Here is a 20,956-nt window from a genome sequence, read left to right as displayed (position 1 = left end):
AGCCCGCACACCGCGCACACCGGGCGTCGGTGGTCGTATGCGCGCAGAATCGGACGCATGGATCTGCCGGTGATGCCGCCCGTGAAGCCGATGCTCGCCAAGTCGGTGGCGAGGATTCCGCCGGACATGCACTACGAGGCGAAGTGGGACGGGTTCCGGGCGATCGTCTTCCGTGACGGGGACGAGGTCGAGCTGGGCAGCCGTACCGGCAAGCCGTTGACCAGGTACTTCCCGGAGCTGGTCGCGGCGTTGCGGGAGCGGCTGCCCGAGCGGTGCGTGCTGGACGGGGAGATCGTGATCGCGCGGAACGGCCGGCTGGACTTCGACGCGCTGACCGAGCGGATCCATCCGGCGGACTCGCGGGTTCGGATGCTGGCGGAGAGGAGCCCGGCGTCGTTCGTCGCCTTCGACCTGCTGGCCCTGGACGACCACTCCCTCCTCGACGTCCCCCTGACCGACCGCCGGGCCCTGTTGGAGCGCGCCCTCGCCGACGTGACCGCCCCGGTCCATGTGGCGCCGGCGACGACCGACGCCGAGGTGGCGCGGCGGTGGTTCGAGCAGTACGAGGGCGCCGGACTGGACGGGGTCGTCGCCAAGCCGCTCGATCTCCTCTACCGGCAGGACGAGCGGGTCATGTTCAAGATCAAGCACGAGCGGACGGCGGACGTGGTCGTGGCCGGCTACCGCCTCCACAAGAGCGGCCCGGTCGTGGGTTCCCTGCTGCTCGGCCTGTACGACGACCGGGGCGCCCTGCAACACGTCGGCGTGGCGGCGGCCTTCACGATGAAGCGGCGCGCCGAACTGATCGAGGAACTGGAGCCGCTGCGCATGGCCGACCCCTCCGGGCACCCGTGGGCGGCCTGGGGTGACGAGGCCGCGCACGAGACGGCCCGGCTGCCGGGGGCGCCGAGCCGCTGGTCGGGCAAGAAGGACCTGTCCTGGGTGCCGCTGCGGCCGGAGCGGGTCGCCGAGGTGGCCTACGACCACATGGAGAACGGCGCCCGGTTCCGCCACACCGCCCGCTTCCGCCGCTGGCGCCCGGACCGCGCTCCGGAGAGCTGCACCTACGCCCAGTTGGAGGAGCCGGTGCGCTACGACCTCGCGGAGATCCTGGGGAACGGGGGAGGCGGGGTTGGCGGGTGAGGCGGGTGAGGTCGCCGGTGGGCCACCGGCAGGGGACATTCCCGAGGCCGATCGGCCCAACGAACGCGCGCGACCGGAACCGATCGGGTATGGCCTGCCGTGTTCTGAATGGGCGCACAATCGACCGGCCGGACGGGCGGGGTGGGAACGATGGACATCGGACTCAGGGGCGGTCTCAGGGGCGGCCTCAGGGGCGGCGTAGGGGCGCGTGGGCGGCGCGCCGCGCTGGCGGGCACGCTGGTGGGCGCCGGCCTCGCGGCCTCGCTCATGGCGGGCTGCACGAACCACGGCCCGGCCGTTGACGGCCGCGGGCCGCGCGAGAGCGCGCCACCGAGCGGCTCGGCGACCGCCGGCTCCCCGCTCGCCGTGAAGATCGACAACGTGGGCGCGGCCCGCCCGCAGACCGGACTCGACGCGGCGGACGTGGTGTACGCGGAGCAGGTCGAGGGCGGCCTGAGCAGGCTGATGGCGGTGTACGCGACCACGCTCCCGAAGTCGGTCGGACCGGTGCGCAGCGCCCGCGAGTCCGACCTGGAGCTGCTGCGCCAGTTCCGGAATCCGACGCTGGCCTTCTCCGGAGCCCAGCGCAAGCTGCTGCCCCTGATCGACCGGGCGCCCCTGCGGGCGAAGTCGCCCGACGAGGCCGCCGGCGCCTACGTCCGGAACGCGGGCAGGGCCGCCCCGCACAACCTCTTTCTGCGCCCCTCCCGGCTGCTGCCCTCGGCCCCGGGCAAGGCGGCGCTGACCACGGGGTTCCGTTACGGCCCCGCCCCGTCCGGCGGAACGCCCGAGACCACGCGCACCGTTCGCTACCCGGCGGCCCGCTTCGCCTTCCGCTGGTCGGCCGGGCGGGGACGCTGGCTGGTCTCGATGGACGGCACCCCCGCGGTGACCACCGACGGCACGCGGATCGCGCCGGCGACGGTCGTCGTGCAGTACGTCGAGGTCCGTTCCTCGCGCTACCACGACGTGCTCGGCAACCCCACGCCGTACACCGAGACGGTCGGCTCCGGGAAGGCCGACGTGCTGCGCGACGGACGTTCCTTCGACGCGACCTGGTCACGCCCGGCCGCCACGGACGGTACGACGTTCAAGACGGCGGACGGCGGCCGGATGAACTTCGCCGACGGCCAGGTGTGGGTGGTGTTCGCCCAGGCTCCCTCCTGAGCGGCGCGTTCAGTCCTGCCGGGCGGCCGGCGGCTCCGACGGTCTGCGCAGGGTCTCCGCCGCGTCGGCGACCCTGCGGACCAGGTCGAGGAAGACGGTCTGCTCGTCGGCGGAGAGCGGGGCGAGGAGGACCTGGTTCATCCGGGCCGTGCGCACCGTCAGCTTGCGGTGGACGCGCAGGCCGTCGTCGGTGAGGCGGAGCAGGAAGCGGCGGCCGTCGTGCCGGTCGCGCACCTTGTTCAGCAGCCCGCGGCGGCCGAGCCGGCTGACGACCTCGGCGACGGTCGACCGGTCCAGGCCCACCCGCTCCCCCACGGTCCCCTGATCGAGGCCCGGTTCGGCGGCGACGGCGTTCAGGACCGCGAACTGCGGGGAGGTGATCTCCTCCGAGACCATCGTGTTCCACAGCAGGTGGTGTGCCTGTTGCAGCCGCCGGGCCAGGTGCCCGGGATGCGTGGCGAGGTCAACCGCGGCCATGTACGCCCCCGGATCGGTTCGTCGGTGCACTGAACGATACGCGTCCACGGGTCCACTGTCTGCGCCACAACAGCCCTTGTACGGAGGGGCCTTGACGGGATCCGAGGCCCGGTGCGAGCGTGAGGACGCACCTCGCGGGACATGCTCAGTGCTCTGACGACTTCACGGAGAGGGAGCCGCGCCGATGGACAAGGTGGTCGCCACGGCCGGAGCGGCGCTGGCCGACGTGCCGGACGGCGCGTCCCTCGCGGTCGGCGGATTCGGCCTGAGCGGTGTGCCGAACGTGCTGATCCAGACGCTGTACGAGCGCGGGACGACCGGTCTGCGCGTGGTGTCGAACAACTGCGGGGCGATGGAGACCGGCCTCGCCGTCCTGCTGGCCGCCGGCCGCATCGCCCGCGTGACCTGTTCCTACCTGGGCGGGAACAAGGAGTTCGCCCGCCAGTACCTGGCCGGCGAGCTGGAGGTCGAACTGATCCCCCAGGGCACGCTCGCCGAGCGGCTGCGCGCCGGCGGCGCCGGAATCCCCGCCTTCTACACCCCGGCCGGGGTGGGCACGCAGGTCGCCGAGGGCGGGCTGCCGTGGCGCTACGACGGTGACGGCGGGGTCGCCCTGGCGTCACCGCCGAAGGAGGTACGGGAGTTCGACGGCGTCGAGTACATCCTGGAGCGGGCCGTCCGCACCGACTTCGCGCTGGTCCGCGCCGCCAAGGGCGACCGGCACGGGAATCTGGTCTTCGCCAAGTCCGCCCGGAACTTCAACCCGCCCGTCGCGATGGCGGGCCGGGTGACCGTGGCGGAGGTGGAACGGCTCGTCGAGCCAGGGGAGATCGACCCGGACGCGGTGCACCTGCCCGGCATCTTCGTACAGCGGGTGGTGCCGCTCACGCCCGAACAGGCGGCGGACAAGCGGGTCGAGCGCCGGACGGTGCGGCCCTGATGGCATGGACCCGCGAGGAGATGGCCGCGCGCGCCGCCCGCGACCTCAGGGACGGCCAGTACGTCAACCTGGGCATCGGCCTGCCGACGCTGATCCCGAACCATCTGCCGGCGGGCGTGGAGGTGGTCCTGGAGTCGGAGAACGGCGTCCTGGGCACCGGGCCCTACCCGGAGGAGGGCGGGATCGACCCGGACCTGATCAACGCCGGCAAGGAGACCGTGACGGTCCTGCCCGGAGCGTCCTTCTTCGACTCGGCGCTGTCGTTCGCGATGGTCCGGGGCGGGCACATCGACGTGGCCGTACTGGGCGCGATGCAGGTGTCCGCCGGGGGCGACCTGGCCAACTGGGCCGTCCCCGGCAGGCTGGTCACCGGGATCGGCGGGGCGATGGACCTGGTGCACGGCGCCCGTACGGTCGTCGTCCTCATGACGCACACCGCCAAGGACGGTTCCCCGAAGCTCCTGGACCGGTGCACGCTGCCGCTCACCGGCAGGGCGTGCGTGCACCGGGTCATCACCGACCTGGCGGTACTGGACGTCACGGCCGCGGGGTTCGCCCTGGTGGAGACGGCCCCGGGGGTGAGCGTCGACGAGGTCGTCGCGAAGACGGCGGCCGAACTGGCCGTCGCAGAGCACCTGTCGTGAACCCGGCTCACCCCGCTCCCGTTTCGCGGCAGGCCCGCTCCCGCATCCGCTCCCATGTCCGCTCCCATGTCCGCTCCCGCATGCGACCGGCCCGCGCCGGGGCCCGCACCGCACCCCTCGCCCCGCCCTCCCACCCGCTCGCGTACCCGCCCTCGTCCCGAACGCCAGGAAAGCGTCAGGTGACCCATGCCCCTCACGCAGCAGGACATCGACCAGGAGACGGCCGCCGAGCGCGCCGCGTACGAGAAGCGGATCGCGGACGGCGCCCCGGTCGAGCACCACCCCCGCCCCGGCTACGCCCCCTACCGCTCCACCCGGCTCCGCCACCCGCACCGGCCCCCGGTCGCCATCGACACCACCGCGGACCCCGAGGCGGTGGAGCTGTACTCCCCCGCCTTCGGCCTGCGTGACCTCACCGACATCGACAACGACCTCACCCGGCATCACGCGGGCGAACCGATCGGCGAGCGGATCACCGTGTCCGGACGACTCCTCGACCGCGCCGGACGCCCGGTCCGCGGCCAGCTGATCGAGATCTGGCAGGCCAACTCGGCCGGGCGGTACGCCCATCGGGGCGAGCAGCACGACGCGCCGCTGGACCCGAACTTCACCGGCGCCGGCCGCACCCTCACCGACGCCGGGGGCCGCTACCGCTTCACCACCGTCCGGCCCGGCCCCTACCCCTGGCGCAACCACGTGGGTGCCTGGCGCCCGGCCCACATCCACTTCTCCGTCTTCGGCACGGCGTTCACGCAGCGCCTGGTGACGCAGATGTACTTCCCCGGCGACCCGCTCTTCCCCTACGACCCGATCCTCCGGTCCGTGACCGACGACGCGGCCCGCGGGCGCCTGGTGGCGGCCTACGACCACACCCTGTCGGTACCGGAGTTCTCCCTCGGGTACCGCTGGGACATCGTGCTGGACGGCCCGGCCGCCACCTGGACCCAGGAAGGACGCTGACCCCGCCATGACGACGGCCGACGCCCAAGGCCCGCCCCGGAGCCTCCCGCCGACCCCCTCCCAGACGATCGGCCCCTTCTACGGGTACGCCCTCCCCTTCCGCGGCGGCGAGGAGATCGCGCCGCCCGGGCATCCCGGCACGGTCACCGTGCACGGGTACGTCCTCGACGGAGACGGACGGCCGGTGCCGGACGCCCTGGTCGAGCTGTGGGGCGCGGGCCTCGACGGCACGGTGGCGCAGGTGGACGGCTCGATCCGGCGGGACCCGGCGACCGGCGACCAACTCGGGCGCACCGGTGTGGAGTTCACAGGGTGGGGGCGGGCGCCTACGGATGCGGGCGGCCACTGGTACGCCCGTACGCTGCGGCCGGGCGCCCGCGGCCGCGGCGCCCCGTACCTGAGCCTCTGCGTCTTCGCGCGCGGCCTGCTCGTCCACCTGTTCACCCGCGTCTACCTGCCCGGCGACGAAGCGGCGCTCGCCGCCGACCCGCTGCTCGCGCGGGTGGGCGACCGGCGCGGCACGCTCATCGCCGCCGACGAGGGCCGCGGCACCTACCGTTTCGACATCCGCCTCCAGGGTGACGGCGAGACGGTCTTCCTGGAGTTCCGGTGAAGACGCCGCCGCCCTCTCCGCACGCCGGTGACGCCGGTCTGCTCGCCCCGGCATGGAGCCTGTCCGACGCCGCGTCCGAGACCGGCGACCACGCCTACCTGCGGGCACTGCTCGACGCCGAGGCGGCGCTGACCCGGGCGCAGGCCGCGCTAGGGCTGGCCCCGGCCGAGGCCGCGGCGGCGGTGACGCGGGCGGCGGTGCCGGCGAACTTCGACATCGGCTCCCTCGCCGCCCGCGCCCCCGCCGGCGGCAACCCGGTCATCCCCCTGGTGGCCGACCTGACAGCGGCGGCCGGGGCGGAGTTCGGCCCCTACGTGCACCGGGGCGCGACCAGCCAGGACATCATGGACACCGCGACGATGCTGGTCGCCTTACGTGCCCTCGCCCCGCTCCTCGACGGCCTCGCCCGGACCGAACGGGCGCTGGCCGCGCTCGCCGCCGAGCACCGGGACACGGTGCTGCCCGGGCGGACCCTCACCCAGCACGCCGTACCGACGACGTTCGGTCTGAAGGCGGCCGGCTGGCGGGCGTTGATCCTCGACGCGCGGGACCGCACCGCCCGGGTACGGGACTCCCTGCCCGTCCAACTCGGCGGCGCCGCGGGAACCCTGGCGGCCTTCCAGGCGTACGGCGCCGTCGACGCGGCGGCCCTGACCGAGGCGTACGCCCGCGAAGTCGGCCTTGTCGCACCGGTGTTGCCCTGGCACGCGCTGCGCGCACCCGTCGCCGACCTCGCCGGGTGCCTGGCGTTCACGGCGGGCGCGCTGGGCAAGTTCGCCGCGGACGTGCTGACGCTGTCGCGCACCGAGGTCGGTGAGCTGAGCGAGGGCCGCGGCGGCGGCTCGTCGGCCATGCCGCACAAGGCGAACCCGGTGCGGTCCACGCTGCTCGCGGCGGCCGCCCGGCGCGCTCCCCAGCTCGCGGCCACCCTGTACGGCGGTCTCGCCGCCGAGGACGAACGCCCGGCCGGCGCCTGGCACGCCGAATGGGAGCCGCTGCGGGACCTGCTGCGTCTGGTCGGCGGCGCGGCCGGTCACGCGGCCGCCCTCGCCGAGGGGCTGACCGTGCACCCCGGGAGGATGCGCGCGAACCTCGGGGCGACGCGGGGGCTGATCTTCTCCGAACGGCTGTCCGCCGCGCTCGCGCCCGTCCTCGGCCGGTCACGCGCAAGGGAGTTGCTGACCTCGCTGGCAGGGCGGGCCCTGACCGGGGGGCGCTCGCTGCCCGAACTCCTGTCGGAGGAACCGGAATTGCAGGATCTGGATCTGGACGACCTCACCGACCCGGAGCGCTGCACGGGTTTCGCCGGGTCTCTCACCGACCGTGCCCTGGAGCGACGTTGACCGTGGAACTCCTGCATCACCTGACGGAAGGCCCGGCCGCCGCTCCCCCGCTGCTGCTCGGCCCGTCCCTCGGCACCTCGTACGCCCTGTGGGACCGGATCGCGCCCGAGCTGTCCTCCGGTCACCGGGTGGTGCGCTGGGATCTGCCGGGGCACGGCGGCTCGGCCGCGGATCTGATCGGGCCGGGGGCCACCGTCGGGGACCTGGCCGGCCTGGTCCTGGACCTCGCCGACGCCCTCGGCATCGAGCGGTTCGCCTACGCGGGCGTCTCCCTGAGCGGCGCGGTGGGCCTGCACCTGGCCGTCCACCGTCCCGAGCGCCTGACGTCCCTGGCCGTCATCTGCTCCTCGGCGCACTTCGGTGGCAGCACACCGTGGCGCGACCGGGCGGAACGGGTGCGGCGGGAGGGCCTGGGGTGGCTGGCCGAGAGCGCGGACGCGCGCTGGTTCACGCCCGGGTTCACGGTCCCCCGGCTGGTCCGGGACCACGTGGAGGCGGACGCGGGGGCCTACGCCGCCTGCTGTGACGCGCTCGCCGCCTTCGACCTGCGCGACCGGCTCACCCGCGTCGCCGTACCCACCCTGCTGGTCGCGGGCCGGCGGGATGCGGCGACACCGCCCGCGCAGCTGCGGGAGATCGCGGACGCGGTGCCCGGGGCCACGCTCATGGAGCTGCCCGGGGCGGCCCACCTCGCGCCCGCGCAGTGCCCGGAGGCCGTCCTGGCCGCGTTGCGCACCTGGCTCGACGGGCCGCCCGCGAGCGGGACGGCCGTACGCAGGGAGGTGCTGGGCGACGCGCACGTGGACCGGGCGCAGGCCCGGCAGACGCCGTTCACCGCGCGGTTCCAGGAGTTCGTCTCCCGCTACGCCTGGGGCGAGATCTGGACCGATCCCACCCTGTCGCGGCGCGAGCGCAGCATGATCACCCTGACCGCGCTGGCCGCGCGCGGCCACCACGAGGAGCTGGCGATGCACGTCCGGGCGGCCCGGCGCAACGGGCTCACACCCCAGGAGATCGGCGCGGTTCTCCTCCAGACCGCCGTGTACTGCGGAATACCGGCGGCCAACTCGGCGTTCGCGACGGCCCAACGGGTGCTGTCCGAGGAGGAACGGGCGGAGGAGCACCAGGAGGAGGCGGCACGGAAGTCTCCGTGAAGCCGGTCCCACCTGCCGTCGCCGGTCCGGCTTGCCTTCGCCGTCCTACCGCAGTCCCCGCCCCGTCTCCAGTACCTCCCTCGCCTGCGCCACCAGCCCGTCGGCGCCGCAGGAGCGCGCCAGGGCCAGGCCCCGGTTCAGTTCGGCGACGGAGCGGGCCGCGATGCCGTACTCGACCCGGGCCGCGGCGTGCTCGTACTGGCAGGGCGAGGCCTCCAGGTAGGCCACGGCCTGGGCGGCCAGGCGTACCGCCTGCTGGCCGGTCTCCAGGGCCGCCGCGCAGCGGAGGGCCTCGCCGATGGCGGTGTCCGTGCCGAAGTGTTCGGCCTGGCGGCGGGCCTCGGTGGCGAGTCGGGCGGCGCGGGCGGGGTCCTGGGTGGCGAGGGCCTTGGCGAGGTCGATGGACCAGGGGGCGAGGACGGGGTTGTGGCCGCCGCGGGAGGTGGCGGTCTTCTCGGCGGCCTCGAGTTCGTTGATGCCGTCCTCGGTTCGGCCTACGGCGAGCAGGAGGCGGCCGCGCACGGTGCGGATGTCGGGGAGGACGATGGTGGACGGGTAGGGCGGGCTGAAGGTGTGGCGCTCGGCGATGGACCGGGCTTCGTCGACGTGGCCGCGGGCGAGCAGGGTGTCGATGAGCCCGCAGGTCGCGGACCAGTACAGCGGCAGGCCCCGGCCGACGCGTTCGGCCTGGGTCAGGGCCTCGCGCAGATTGGTCTCGGCGTCGCGGAGCCGACCCTGTCGGCGGTAGGCGAGGCCGAGGTAGGCGTTGGCGAGGGAGAGGTGGCCGCCGCGCCAGCCGGCGCCGGTGTAGGCGCGCAGTGCTTCGGAGAAGAGGCTCTCGGCGCGGTCGAGGCGGTCGGCGTAGGCGTAGGTGCTGCCGAGCATCATCAGCAGTTCCATGCCCCATTCGCCGTCGGTCCAGCCGAGGCCGGGTGCGAGGCGGCCGTTGACCAGGGCGCGATCGCACAGTTCGAGGACTTCCTCGGCACTCTCGCCGTGGGTCATCGCGTCGAAGCCGCGCAGGATCAGCAGGGCGCGCTCGGAGTTGTCCCGGCCGGTGCAGGTGGCGGCGAGGTCGGCGAGGCGCCTCGATCGTTCAGGTGAGGCGGTCTCGCCGTGGATGCCCTCCCACATGAACTGCACGGCCTGCAGTCGCATCTTGACGGGACTCGCGTCGTGCCGGGCGGCCTCGGCCTCGACGGTGCGGACGGCCTCCTCCAACTGGTCGTTGTGGAGCAGCGCCTGGCTGAGCCGGACCACGGCGTCGACGCGCTTGCCGCCGTCGAGGCCGGACATGCCGAGCGCGCACCGCAGGTGCTCGATGGTCACGACGGGCGCGGTGAGCAGGGTGGCGCAGCCCAGTTCGTAGAGGACGTGCGCGTGTGTCTCGGGCCGCGGGGGTTCCTGCAGGGCGCGCTCCAGGCAGCGGCGGGCCGCGTCGGGCGCGCCGACGGCGAGGTGCTCGCGGGCGGCCTCGCGCAGTTGCGCGACGAGTTCCTCGTCGTCGTCCGGATGGACCTTGAGCAGGTGCCGGGACGCCTCGGCGGCGCCGCGTCCGGTCTCGGTGACGATCTGCGCGGCGATGCCGTGCATGGCGGTGCGCACGGCGGACGGGATGGAGTTGTAGACGGCGGAGGCGATCAGCGGGTGGACGAACTCCAGCGCGCCGTCGTCGGAGGCGGGGGTGGTCCGGTCGGTGGGGGCGTCGGTGAGGATGCGGGCGCTGCGGAGCAGTTCGGCGCAGTGTCCGGCGACGTGCGGGGCCATGGAGGCGAGCCGTGCGACGAGGCCGACCCTGCATTCGTTGCCCAGGATGGCGGCCGCCCAGGCGAACTGGGTGGCCTCGATGCCGAGTCCCTTGAGACGGTCGACGAGTCCGCCGCCGCGGGCGGAGCGGTTCAGGGCGCGCAGTTCGTCGGCGCGGGTCTCGACCGGCTGGAGTTCGCTGTCCTGGACCTTGGCGAGCAGTTCGACGGTCTCGTACGGGTTGCCGCCGGTGACGGCCCAGACCTCGCGGCAGAACGGGTCGTCCGCGTGCCGGCCGACGGTGGCGCGGGTGAGTCCGGCGGAGGCGTCCGGGGTGAGGGCGCTGAGGTTGATGACGGGGCGGCCCGCCGTGGCGGCCACCGCGTCGAGGTGGCGGGCGCTCTCACCGCTCACCTCGCCGGGCCGGCGGCCGACCACGACCAGGACGGGCAGGTCGTCGAGGCGTTCGGCGAACGCGGCGAGCCAGCGCAGGGTCTCCTGGTCGGCCCAGTGGGCGTCGTCGACGAGCAGCACCAGCGGCCACTCCCGGCGGGCGAGCCGGCGTACGGCCGCGACGAGTCCGTCGCACACGTACTGCGGGTCGACGCTGCCCGCGCCGGGGTCCACTATGCCGAGGGCGGGGCCGGCGATGTCGTACCAGTCGCCGAGGTACTCGCGGGCCTCTTCGGGCAGCAGGGAGATGAGCGCGGGCTGGAGGAGTTGCCGTACCACGTTGAAGGGGACGGACTTGAGGGTCTCGCCGCCGCGGGCGGACCACACTCGGCAGCCGCGGCGTTCGGCCATGCGGCGGGTCTCGGCGAGCAGCGCGGTCTTGCCGAGTCCGGCCTCGCCCCTGATGACCAGCAGGCTGCCCGCGGAGGACTGGTCGGCGCACAGGTCGTCGAGCACCTGCGCGACGGTGGCGATCTCCGTGTCCCGCTCCCACAGGGAAGCCGAGTCGGCCGCCGGCGGCCGGCCCTCCGTCATCGCGTCTCCTCCCCACGTCGTCATGTCGCCCGAATGACGTACCGCGCACGAGCGTAGCCGTCCGGAGGGATAAGTGGAGGCCGGACCGGGCAGGAGTTGCACCGCCGGGTGAAACCCGGTAAGCGCGGGCGACGCGCACACTGTCCGACCAGCCCGCACTCAGTCGACGGACCGTCAGCAAGGCCTGGGATGAAGCTGGTTTTCGAAGACCGGGAGGATCGCGGGTCGCGCGAGGGCGCGGCGGCGCGGATGCCGTCCGTGCGGGCGGTGGCCGCGGGGTCGGTGGGCAACCTCGTGGAATGGTACGAGTTCGGCGTCTACGGCTATCTGGCCACGGTCCTCGCCGACCGGTTCTTCACACCGACGGGCGGTGGCACGACCGAGGCGCTCGTGCGCACCTACGCCTCTTTCGCGCTGGCGTTCTTCTTCCGCCCGCTCGGCGCCGCCCTGTTCGGCCGGCTCGGCGACCGGGTGGGCCGGCGGCCGGTGCTGATCGGGGTCATCGCGCTGATGACGGCCGCGACGGCGCTGATCGGCGTGCTGCCGACCTATGCCACGGCGGGCGCCCTGGCGCCCTGGCTGCTCACGTTCCTGAGGGTCGTCCAGGGGTTGTCGGCGGGAGGGGAGTTCGGTGGCGCGGTGGCGTTGCTGACGGAGTACGCCCCGCCCGGCCGGCGCGGGCTGTACGGGGCGTGGCAGTCGTTCACGGTGGCGCTCGGCCTGCTGGGGGGCGCCGGTGTCGCTGCGGGGACGGCCACGGTGCTCAGTGGCGATCAACTCACCTCCTGGGGCTGGCGGTTGCCGTTTCTTCTCGCCCTGCCACTGGGCCTGGTGGCGTTGTGGCTGCGGGTGGGGCTTGCGGAGACACCGGAGTTCCGGAAGGCGAGCACGGACACGGCCGACGGGACCGGCGGAGTCGGCTCGGCGAGCGGAGTCGGCTCGGCGAGCGGAGTCGGCTCGGCGAGCGGAGTCGGCTCGGCGAGCGGGGCCGATGTGGTCGGCGGGCGCGACGGGGCCGACGGGGCGCGGGAGGCCGCCGGCGTGGGGGCCAGGGCGATGGCGTCGGCGGTGCTGCTGGGCGCCGGGCGGGTCATGGGCTGGGCGGCCGCCGGGTACACCTTCCTCGTCGTCCTGCCGTCGTATCTGCAGACCTCGCTGCACACGGACATGCGGCACGCGCTGCTCGCCACCGTGCCGGCCAACCTGGGCTTCGCCGCGGCGATCCTCCCGGCGGGGCTGCTCAGCGACCGGGTGGGGCGGCGGCCGGTGATGCTGGCGGGGGCGGTGCTGGTCGCGGCCCTGGCGGTTCCGCTGCTCAACCTGCTCCAGGACGGCGGGACTTCTGCTACCACCAAGGGCGTGGCCACCTTCGCCGCGGGTGCGGTGGTGGGGCTGATGGCCGGTCCCGGACCCGCGCTGCTCGCCGAGATGTTCCCGGCGCGGGTGCGCTGGACGGGGCTCGGGCTCGCCTACTCCCTGTCGAACGCGGTGTTCTCCGGATGCGCGGGACTGATCATCACGGAAGCGGTACGGCGGACCGGGAACCTGGACGTGCCCGCGTACTACGCGGCGGCGGCGTGCGCGGTGAGCGCGCTCGCGCTGCTCGGAACTCCTTCCCGGAAGGGTGGTTGAGCAAGTGCTGGTGATCGGGCTGATGTCGGGGACGTCGTACGACGCGGTCGACGCGGCGGCCGCCGAACTCCGCCTGGACGGGGAGGCGCTGGTGCTGGAGCCGCGCGGCATGGTGAGCACGCCGTACGACGACGACCTGCGCCGGGCCCTCGCGGCGGCGCTGCCACCCGGCGCCGTGCCACTGGCCGAGGTGTGCGGGCTGGACACCCGGATCGGGCAGGCGTTCGCGGCGGCGGCCGTCCGCGCCGACCGTGAACTGTGTGATGGCCGTGCCGAGTTGGTGGCGTCGCACGGTCAGACCGTCTACCACTGGGTCGACGCGGGACGCGTGCACGGCACGCTGCAGCTGGGGCAGCCCGCCTGGATCGCCGAGGCGACCGGACTGCCGGTGGTGGCCGACTTCCGCGCCCGGGACGTCGCGGGCGGCGGCCAGGGCGCGCCGTTGGTGAGCCTGGTCGACCTGCTGTGGCTGCGGGGCCTGCCGGGCAGACCGGTGGCGCTGAACATCGGGGGCATCGCCAACCTGACCGCTCCGGACGGGACGGCCTTCGACTCCGGGCCGGGCTGTGCGCTGCTCGACGCGGCGGCCCGGGAGTTCAGCGGCGGGCGCCGGGCGTACGACGCCGACGGGGCACTGGCCGCGCGCGGAGCGCCGTACCAGCCCCTGCTGGAACGGCTGCTCGCAGAGCCGTACTACGCGCTGCGGCCGCCCAAGACGACCGGCAAGGAGCTGTTCCATCCGGGATACCTGCGGGCGGCGGGCGGTCTCGACGGCCTTCCGGCCGAGGACGTGCTGGCGACGCTCACCCTGCTGACGGCCCGTACGGTCGCCGACGCCGTGCGGTCCGCCGGCGCCACGGAGGTGGTCGCCTCCGGCGGGGGCACCCGTAATCCGGTCCTGATGGGCATGCTCCGGGGGCTGCTCCCCGGCATCGCGGTGCGCACCTCGGACGAGCTGGGACTGCCCGCCGCCGCGAAGGAGGCGTACGCCTTCGCGGTGCTCGGCTTCCTCACCGCGCACGGCCTGCCCGGCACCGATCCGCGCAGCACGGGCGCCCGGCATCCGAGCGTTCTGGGCTCGTTGACGCCCGGTCGCGGCCCGTTGCGGCTGCCGCCGCCCGCGGCGAGGGGCCCGGTGCGACTCGTGGTGACGGGCGAGGAGACGGCACAGGCGGCGCACGCGGCCAGTTCGCGGTGAGGAAAACCGGGACCGAAAAAGGCTAAACGAGGCGAAACACACCGCTCCGCCGAGTTGGCGGGGGACGCTCTCATCACACTTTTATCGACGCCTCATACGGTGGGGGCATGACGCAGGTGACTCCTCCGGGGTGGTACCCCGATCCCGGGCAGACGCACAACGCCCCGCCCACCGAGCGCTGGTGGGACGGCACGGCCTGGACCGACCGGACGCGCCCCGCCGGGGCCTCCGCCACGTGGGGTCCGCAGGGGCAGCCGGTTCCCCCCGCGCAACCGGCCGGACCGGGCGGGCCGGGCGGGCCGGGCGGTTATGGGTACCCCGGGGCGCCGGCGTATCCCGGAACCCCGGCCTACCCGGCCTACCCGACCGGCTCGCCGTACGCGGGCGGGACGGCGTACCCCTCGCACCCGGGACACCCGGGACACCCCGGATACCCGGCGTATCCCGCCCAGCCGCCGGCCGCGCCCAGGCGTGGGCTGCGCATCGGCATAGCCGCCACGGCGGCGGCCGTGGTCCTGGTCAGCATCGGAGTCGGCGTGTACGCCCTCTCCCAGGACGGCGGCGGCAGCGGCGGCCGCACGGATTCCCAGCAGGGACAGGAGCGGGGGCACGAACCGGGTGGCTCCGGCGGACCGGACGGCTCCGGCGGCTCCAGCGGGCCGGACGAGTCCCCGCGGCCGGGGCCGGGGGTGCCGAAGGTCAAGGGCGGCGGGACCGTGCCGGACCAGGTCAACGGGATCAGCCTGCCGGTGCCGCGGGGGTGGACGGGCGAGCCGCTCGCCGCCGGCGCGCAGGTGACCTCGGACGACGCCTACAAGTGCCCGGGCAACAGTCAGGAGACGTGTACCGCCGGGGGCGCCTACTCGGCGTCGGCGGAGGACCTGGGCACCAAGGGCGACACGGCCGAGGCGGTCGCCAAGGCGGACATCGCGGCCAACGCCGAGCACGCGTACGGCGGCACCACCTACGGGAGCCTGACCTCGCACGAGGTGCTGGCCTCCCGGGCGGTCACGGTGGCCGGGCAGAAGGGGTACCTGGTGCGCTGGAAAGCGGTCACCAGCAAGGGCGCCGACGGCTACGTCGAGTCGGTCGCCTTCCCCTCACCGCAGGACGCCCGGCGCATCCTGGTGGTGCGCTTCGGCCTGGACGTCGGCCGACCGACATCGGTCATGGACGAGATCCTCAAGGGCATCGAGGCGTCGTCCGGCGACGGGAGCGGCCAGAACGCCTGAGACGGGCGGGCGCCGCCTCGGGGCCTCCGAGGCGGCGCCCGCCCGACGGCCCCGACAAACGTCGAACAGCTGGGCTGGCGCCTCTCCGCTCAAGTCGAACGGCCGGGCAGGGCGCCTCTCCGCTCAAGAGGAACCCCACCCGGCCGGGGGTGCGCGCCGCCCCCGTCCCCACGGTGCGGCGCGAGCAGGTCACCGTTCAGTCATCCCGTTGAACGGCGGCCTGGGCTTCATGTCAGTCCGAGGGTGGGCAGGACCGCCGCCTCCACGAACCGGACGAGGTATTCGGCGTCGCCGTACTGCCCGCAGAGCACGGGGCGTACCCGCAGGACACCGAAGATCATGGCGGGGATGTACTCCAGCGCCGGATGGTCCGCGGCCACCTCGCCCCGCGCCACGCCCCGCCCGATGATCTCCTGGAGCGCGGCGAGTTCGGGGAGGATGAGCGCCTCGCGCAGCGCCTGGGCCAGCTCCTCGTCGGCCGTGACCGCGTGCCCCAGCGCCTGCAGCAGCTTGGTGTCCTTGGTGGACCAGTCACCCGCGGCCCGCGCGGCCTGGCGCAGGTCCTCGGCGAGCGAGCCGGTGTCGATCCCGGCGAAGCGTACCCGGCGGCTGGAGCGCAGCGCGGCGGCGACGAACTGGGGCTTGGTCTTCCACTGCCGGTAGAGCGTGGACTTGCTGCACCGGGTGCTGGCGGCGATGCCCTCCATCGTCACGGAGTCGTAGCCGCACTCGCGGATCTGCTCCAGGACGGCGTCGAAGAACTCCCGCTCGCGTTCAGGAGTGATCTTGGAGCGACGCGCGGCGGCGACCGCCTCCGGTCCCTCAGCGGCCTGCGACGTCATGCGCGGCTCCTCCTCACTCCCGTACGGCCCGCCCCGGCTGCGCCCCAGGACCGCGCCACACCTGCTTCCAGTGTGTCGCACCTCAATCGATACGTCAGTGTACCGGTACGGCGACGTATCGGTACACTACCGTATCGGTACGGCGACGTATCGCTGAGTTCGGACCTCGGCCCGGGGCTCGGCACAGCACCACCACAAGCACCACTGCCATGAAAGGGCCGGGGATGAATGACCCCACCGAGCCTGCGGATCCAGAGCCGGACGCGACAGTCGCGGCGCGCCCGCCGCTGATACGCGAGTTCCTGCTCGTCGCGGGGCTCTTCCTCGTCTACAAGGAGGGCCGGCGGCTGGCCATCGGCCACACCCGCCTCGCCCTGGACAACGCACACGGCGTGTGGGATCTGGAGAGGACCCTCCACCTCCCCGGCGAGACCGGCGTCCAGTCGGCGCTGCTGCACAGCGACGCCCTGGTCCACGTGGCGAACACCTACTACGCGACGGTCCACTTCCCCGCCACCGTGGCCTTCCTGGTCTGGACGTACCTGCGCCGCCCCGCGCACTACGTGTGGGCCCGCCGGGTCCTGGCGGCGGTGACCGGCGCGGCCCTGGTGTTCCCGTTCGCGTTCCCGCTGGCCCCGCCGCGCATGCTGTCCGGCATCGGCCTGATCGACACGGCCCGGGTCTACGGCCCCTCCGTCTACGGCCCGCCCGCCGGCGACCACCTCTCCAACCAGTACGCAGCGATGCCCTCGCTGCACTTCGGCTGGGCCCTGATGGTGGCGATCGGCCTGATCGTGGCCACCCGGTCGCACCTGCGCTGGCTGTGGCTGCTGCACCCGCTGGTCACCCTGCTGGTCATCGTGGGCACCGCGAACCACTACTGGGTCGACTCGATCATCGCGACGGCCCTGCTCGGCACCGCCCTCGCGGTCGTCCACCCGCCGCACCGGACCGCGAGCACCGCGGGGCGTGGCACGGGACAGCTCACCCCCCAGGACACCGGCCTGGTGGGAGCGGGCCGATGAACACCGCCGCACTGGTCGCCGTGGGCCTGTCCCTGGTCTCGGCCGTCGCCTACGCCCTGGCCGCCGTCGCCCAGGAACGCCTGGCCGCCCGCAACGCCGGCGCCGGCCTGGCGAGGCTCCTCGGCACCCCTTCCTGGTGGTCGTCGGTCGGCCTGAACGCCGCCGCCGCGCTGCTGCACGCCGTGGCCCTGAAGTACGGACCGCTCACCCTGGTGCAGCCGCTGGGCGCGCTCACCCTCGTCGCGGCGGTGCCGCTCGGGGCGCGCGCGGCCGGCCGGCGGGTCAGTGCGATGGAGTGGCGAGGCACGGGGCTGACGCTGGTGGGGCTCGGCGCGCTGCTGATCTCCGCCTCGGGGCCGGCGCCGTCACGGGTGCTGGGCATGACCGAGGCGCTGGTGGTCGCCGGTACGACGGCTGCCGCGATCGGCGTGCTGTCCTGGCCCGGTACCCGGCCCGGCCTGCGGCACGCCACCGCCTCCGGTTTCGCCTCGGGTGTCGCCTCCGCGCTCACCCAGACGGTGACCGTGGCGGCCACCGACCGTTCGGGGCCGGTGCTGAGCGTCGAGGTGGTCGTGGTCGCCGTCCTCGTCGCCGCGTTCGCCACCGGCGGGCTGCTGCTGGCGCAGACGGCCTACCGCGGCGGCCTCGGCGCGCCGCTGGCCGTGGTCACCCTGGCCAACCCCGTGGCCGCCGCCGTCATCGGTCTGACCCTGCTCGGCCAGGGGCTCCAGGGGGGCGCCGACGGCGTTCTGCTGGCGCTGGCCGGGGCCGCCCTCTCCGCCTGGGGTGTGATCCTGCTGACCCGGGTGACGCCCGGGTCCGGCACCGCGCACGAGGTGCCCGAGCGCGACGGTGCCGGACACGACCGACCCGCGTACGCCCCGGCCGGCCGCGGGCGGCCCGAGCACACCCCGGCCGGCCGTGGGCGCCCCGGGTACGACGAGCCCTCGCACGACGGTGAGCATCCCGTCGCGGCGGTGCTGGCCCTGGAGCCGGCGACGGCGACGGCCGAGCCGGCGCTGGTGCCGCGGCAGCGGCCCCGGCAGCCGGAACCGCCCCGCCGGCCGGAACAGCCCGGACACCTCACCGCGCACTGAGCGCGAAAGACGGCGGCCGGTGCGTGCGGATTCTCCGCGCGCGCCGGCCGCCGTCGCCGTGTCCCCGTGGGACGTGTTCAGCCCAGACCTCGCGAGTCCTGCTTGAGTGCGGTGTCCACGGTCAGGGCCGTCGCCACCACGAGGCTCAGCAGCGGCTCGGGCAGCTGGTAGTGGATCTGGAGGACGTAGTTGTCCGCCGACGTGAACAGCGTCTTGGCGAGACCTTCCCAGGTCTTGGTGATCCGGGCGACCTCGTTGTCCGCGTGGTCGACGATGGCGAAGTTCCACGCCCGCCAGTTCTCCGCCTTGATCGCGCCGACCTTCTGGCCGTTCACGTTCATCGCGAAGTTGATCTTCCCGATCATGTTCTGCTGGACGATCTCACCGACCGGCGAACCGTCCGGGCGCGTCACGATGACCTTGGACTTGAAGATCTTCGCGGGCCGGGTCAGCACCAGCTGGGGCTGACCGTGGGCGTCGCGGATCTCCAGCTTGTGCGTCATGAACTGGTCGATGCTGGAGACGAACCGCAGGATCTTCTTCAGCAGGTTCTGCCCGACCTCGACGACCGAGCCGATCTCGCGGCCGCCCTGGTCCATGACCTTGTACTCGTTGGTCACCTCGATCAGCTTGGCCTTCTGGTTCACCACCAGGACCGGCTCGGTGAAGAGGGTGCCGCCGCCGGGGCCGCCCGCAGCGACGCCGGCCTGCTGCTGCACCTGTCGCTGCACCTTCGGGTCGGCGCTCGGCTGCGGCGGGACCTGCGGCGCTGCCTGCTGGGGCGCGGCCGGCTGCTGCGGGGGCTGACCGGCGGCCTGCTGCGCCGGGTTCGTGTGCTCGGTCCACTGCGTGCCGTCCCAGTACCGGAGCGTCTGGGCCGCACCGTGCGGATCGGGATACCAGCCTGCAGGAGTGTTCGATTGCGTGGTCACCGGGGCACACTACCCTGATATGACCGGTACCTGACCAGTCTGTACGGAGCGGCGCTCATCGCACGCTCACGGGGTGCCGAGGGCCGGGTCGCTGACGCCGGGGAGCCCGTTCTCGACGTGGCCGGCGAAGCCGCGCAGGAAGCCCGGGTCGGCGTTTGAGGTGACCGTGAGGTCGTACCAGCGCCTGCTCGCCGCGAGGCCGATCCGCCGCCGTACGGTCGCCCCGGGGTGCACGGTCACGGCGACGGGGCTGCCGCCGTAGCCGTCGGCCAGCTTCAGCCGCACCGTGTCGGCGCCCCTGTGGGTGAAGGTGAGTTCGACGTCGCCTACCAGGCGCCCTAGCTTGCGGGCCAGTCGGGATGCTCGGTGAAGGCCTCGGGGGCGACGATCCAGAAGACCTGGGGCAGTTCGTCGGCCTGTACGTCCGCCTTCAGCCGGTCGAAGAGGCCCTCGCCCCGTCGCGCGTCCGTGCCGGTGTGGGCCTTGTCGTACAGGGGGTCCCCGGGTACGGCGTCGCGGTACTGGTCGAATTGAAGTGCTCTCCCGACTGAGACCGGGAGATTCCTGCTTACCTTGCGGTAGCGGGCTTGACGCGCTTCGCGCGCCTGACGACTGCCCTCCCGGCAGCCGGAACGAGCGCGAGGCCCATCCGGTACAGATGCAAGACGTTCCGGGCTGCGTTGTGGTCGGCGTTGCCCGACCAGCCGCAGTCCGGGTTCTTGCACACGAACACGGCCTGGGACTCCCGGCTGCCGGGTGTGGTGAAGCCGCACGCCGAGCAGCGCCGGGAGGTGCCCGGGGCAGGGACCTTGACCAAGGTGCCGCCGAGCTGAGCGGTCTTGTACGCCAGCATGGTGACTGTGCGCCCCCAGGCCTCCCCGCTGATGGAGCGGTTCAGCCCAGATTTTTGGGCGACGTTCTTCCCCGGCTCTTCGACCGTTCCCCTGGCGGACTTGACCATGTTCGTGATGGTGAGTGCTTCGACCACGACCGTGCCGTACGTGCGGGCGATGGCGGTGGTCGTCCGATGCTGCCAGTCCATGGCCCGGCGCTTGGCTTTCGCGCGGAGTCCTGCGATCTGGTCGTACGTGCGGTGCAGCCGGCCGCTGGTGCGCTCGCCGGGCTTGCGGTGCCGCTTACGCTGCGCGGCACGCTGCTCCACGTGCAGGAGCCTGGCCTTCTCCTTGCCGGTCAGCCACTCGCCGTGCTCGTACGTTTCGCCGTCCGAGAGGGCGATGGGCACGGTGACACCCACGTCGATGCCGATGTCCGGGCCCTGGTGGGGCTCGGGCTTGCCCTGAAGGGTCTGGACACGGAAGGCGATGTGCCAGCCGAGCGCGTCCTTGATCAGTCGTGCCCCGGTGATCCGGTTCTCCGTGTCGGCGTGCTTGCCCACGGGCAGGCCCTTGGTCCACCGGAAGCGGACCCGGCCCACCTTGGGAATGTTGACCATGCCCCACCGGCGGTGCACGCGGGTGATGTTCAGGTCCCGGCCCTGCGGAATGTCCACGGACATCACCGTGCGGAGCCGGCCCTTGAAGTCCGGGGCGTCGGCGCGGCCGTCCCAGCAGTTCTTCCACGCCTGGAAGTACGTCTTGAGCACCGCTTGCGCGGCCTGCGCGGGCAGGACGGCGAGAAAGCCGATGTCCTGGCGGGCCTGGCGAATCGCGGCGTCGGCGTTCGCGAGAGTCCGCTCTTCCTTCGGCATCATCCGCCACCACGCGTGCAGCAGGTTCCACATCGCGCGGGCCGCGTGCGCCTGATCATCCGCTGCGCGAACCCCGGCAGGAGACAGCGCAAGCCGGGCACGATGCCCGAACTGCC

General features: G+C 73.6%; 18 protein-coding genes and 2 pseudogenes. 13 read left to right on the top strand and 7 right to left on the bottom strand.

Going from position 1 to position 20,956, the window contains the following annotated elements; all coding sequences use genetic code 11:
* The first annotated feature begins 57 nt into the window (after positions 1 to 57).
* Both OIB37_RS30465 and OIB37_RS30460 read left to right on the top strand, forming a co-directional pair.
* Positions 58 to 1,143 carry an ATP-dependent DNA ligase gene (locus OIB37_RS30465; RefSeq protein ID WP_330460822.1) on the top strand — a complete coding sequence of 362 codons (1,086 nt, stop codon included), beginning with the start codon at positions 58 to 60 and terminating at the stop codon, positions 1,141 to 1,143.
* 150 nt (positions 1,144 to 1,293) lie between these two features.
* Positions 1,294 to 2,310, top strand: a complete 1,017-nt coding sequence (locus OIB37_RS30460) for a DUF3048 domain-containing protein (RefSeq protein ID WP_443058223.1) — start codon at positions 1,294 to 1,296, stop codon at positions 2,308 to 2,310.
* Between the two features lie 9 nt (positions 2,311 to 2,319).
* Here the strand turns inward: OIB37_RS30460 and OIB37_RS30455 are convergent, their stop codons facing one another.
* Positions 2,320 to 2,787, bottom strand: coding sequence for a MarR family winged helix-turn-helix transcriptional regulator (locus OIB37_RS30455; protein ID WP_330460821.1), 468 nt, complete (start codon positions 2,785 to 2,787; stop codon positions 2,320 to 2,322).
* Positions 2,788 to 2,971: 184 nt separating this feature from the next.
* On the opposite strand from OIB37_RS30455, the gene OIB37_RS30450 reads away from it, so the two are divergent.
* From OIB37_RS30450 to pcaDC, 6 genes are all read left to right on the top strand, one after another.
* Complete coding sequence (locus tag OIB37_RS30450) at positions 2,972 to 3,727, top strand: CoA transferase subunit A (protein WP_330460820.1); 756 nt, start codon at positions 2,972 to 2,974, stop codon at positions 3,725 to 3,727.
* Positions 3,727 to 4,371: a CoA transferase subunit B gene (locus tag OIB37_RS30445; protein ID WP_330460819.1), complete on the top strand. Its 645-nt coding sequence runs from the start codon at positions 3,727 to 3,729 to the stop codon at positions 4,369 to 4,371. Before OIB37_RS30450 ends, OIB37_RS30445 begins: the two co-directional genes overlap by 1 nt.
* Positions 4,372 to 4,557: 186 nt before the next feature.
* Positions 4,558 to 5,331, top strand: coding sequence for a protocatechuate 3,4-dioxygenase subunit beta (gene pcaH / locus OIB37_RS30440; RefSeq protein ID WP_330460818.1), 774 nt, complete (start codon positions 4,558 to 4,560; stop codon positions 5,329 to 5,331).
* A 7-nt stretch (positions 5,332 to 5,338) separates the two neighbouring features.
* Entirely contained in the window at positions 5,339 to 5,944 is a 606-nt protein-coding gene (pcaG, locus tag OIB37_RS30435) for a protocatechuate 3,4-dioxygenase subunit alpha (protein ID WP_330460817.1), read from the top strand.
* Positions 5,941 to 7,287 carry a 3-carboxy-cis,cis-muconate cycloisomerase gene (gene pcaB / locus OIB37_RS30430; RefSeq protein WP_330460816.1) on the top strand — a complete coding sequence of 449 codons (1,347 nt, stop codon included), beginning with the start codon at positions 5,941 to 5,943 and terminating at the stop codon, positions 7,285 to 7,287. The genes pcaG and pcaB overlap by 4 nt, the downstream gene beginning before the upstream one ends.
* A complete protein-coding gene (gene pcaDC / locus OIB37_RS30425) occupies positions 7,284 to 8,441 on the top strand; it encodes a bifunctional 3-oxoadipate enol-lactonase/4-carboxymuconolactone decarboxylase PcaDC (protein WP_330460815.1) in 1,158 nt (385 codons plus the stop codon). The genes pcaB and pcaDC overlap by 4 nt, the downstream gene beginning before the upstream one ends.
* 45 nt (positions 8,442 to 8,486) lie before the next feature.
* On the opposite strand, the gene OIB37_RS30420 is transcribed toward pcaDC, so the two are convergent.
* A complete protein-coding gene (locus tag OIB37_RS30420) occupies positions 8,487 to 11,174 on the bottom strand; it encodes an ATP-binding protein (RefSeq protein ID WP_330460814.1) in 2,688 nt (895 codons plus the stop codon).
* A 249-nt stretch (positions 11,175 to 11,423) separates the two neighbouring features.
* Here OIB37_RS30420 and OIB37_RS30415 point away from each other — a divergent pair, with 249 nt between their 5' ends.
* The 3 genes from OIB37_RS30415 to OIB37_RS30405 all read left to right on the top strand — a co-directional run bounded on the left by OIB37_RS30415 (position 11,424) and on the right by OIB37_RS30405 (position 15,236).
* The gene (locus OIB37_RS30415; protein WP_330462024.1) at positions 11,424 to 12,806 is read left to right on the top strand and encodes an MFS transporter; all 1,383 of its coding nucleotides are present in this window, start codon (positions 11,424 to 11,426) and stop codon (positions 12,804 to 12,806) included.
* Positions 12,807 to 12,810: 4 nt separating this feature from the next.
* Entirely contained in the window at positions 12,811 to 14,004 is a 1,194-nt protein-coding gene (locus OIB37_RS30410) for an anhydro-N-acetylmuramic acid kinase (protein ID WP_330462023.1), read from the top strand.
* Positions 14,005 to 14,111: 107 nt separating this feature from the next.
* Complete coding sequence (locus OIB37_RS30405; RefSeq protein WP_330460813.1) at positions 14,112 to 15,236, top strand: DUF2510 domain-containing protein; 1,125 nt, start codon at positions 14,112 to 14,114, stop codon at positions 15,234 to 15,236.
* A gap of 227 nt (positions 15,237 to 15,463) precedes the next feature.
* Here the strand turns inward: OIB37_RS30405 and OIB37_RS30400 are convergent, their stop codons facing one another.
* On the bottom strand, positions 15,464 to 16,078 hold the full coding sequence (locus OIB37_RS30400) for a TetR/AcrR family transcriptional regulator (RefSeq protein WP_330460812.1): 615 nt from the start codon (positions 16,076 to 16,078) through the stop codon (positions 15,464 to 15,466).
* 224 nt (positions 16,079 to 16,302) lie between these two features.
* Between OIB37_RS30400 and OIB37_RS30395 the strand changes: the two genes are divergently transcribed.
* Positions 16,303 to 17,103, top strand: coding sequence for a phosphatase PAP2 family protein (locus tag OIB37_RS30395; RefSeq protein WP_330460811.1), 801 nt, complete (start codon positions 16,303 to 16,305; stop codon positions 17,101 to 17,103).
* On the top strand, positions 17,100 to 18,200 hold the full coding sequence (locus OIB37_RS30390; protein WP_330460810.1) for a hypothetical protein: 1,101 nt from the start codon (positions 17,100 to 17,102) through the stop codon (positions 18,198 to 18,200). Before OIB37_RS30395 ends, OIB37_RS30390 begins: the two co-directional genes overlap by 4 nt.
* Before the next feature lie 77 nt (positions 18,201 to 18,277).
* Here the strand turns inward: OIB37_RS30390 and OIB37_RS30385 are convergent, their stop codons facing one another.
* The 4 genes and pseudogenes from OIB37_RS30385 to OIB37_RS30370 all read right to left on the bottom strand — a co-directional run bounded on the left by OIB37_RS30385 (position 18,278) and on the right by OIB37_RS30370 (position 20,927).
* Positions 18,278 to 19,132, bottom strand: a complete 855-nt coding sequence (locus tag OIB37_RS30385; RefSeq protein ID WP_330460809.1) for a phospholipid scramblase-related protein — start codon at positions 19,130 to 19,132, stop codon at positions 18,278 to 18,280.
* Between the two features lie 66 nt (positions 19,133 to 19,198).
* Positions 19,199 to 19,456: pseudogene (locus OIB37_RS30380) on the bottom strand (phospholipase domain-containing protein); the annotation flags it as partial.
* A 17-nt stretch (positions 19,457 to 19,473) separates the two neighbouring features.
* A pseudogene (locus tag OIB37_RS30375) lies at positions 19,474 to 19,668 on the bottom strand (alkaline phosphatase family protein); the annotation flags it as partial.
* A gap of 32 nt (positions 19,669 to 19,700) precedes the next feature.
* Positions 19,701 to 20,927 (bottom strand): RNA-guided endonuclease InsQ/TnpB family protein, encoded by a 1,227-nt coding sequence (locus OIB37_RS30370; RefSeq protein WP_330462021.1) that lies wholly within the window; start codon positions 20,925 to 20,927, stop codon positions 19,701 to 19,703.
* Positions 20,928 to 20,956: the final 29 nt, after the last annotated feature.

The sequence above is a fragment of the Streptomyces sp. NBC_00820 genome, assembly GCF_036347055.1.
In the GTDB taxonomy this organism is placed as follows: Bacteria; Actinomycetota; Actinomycetes; order Streptomycetales; family Streptomycetaceae; genus Streptomyces.
This window is presented reverse-complemented; position numbering and strand designations above follow the sequence as displayed.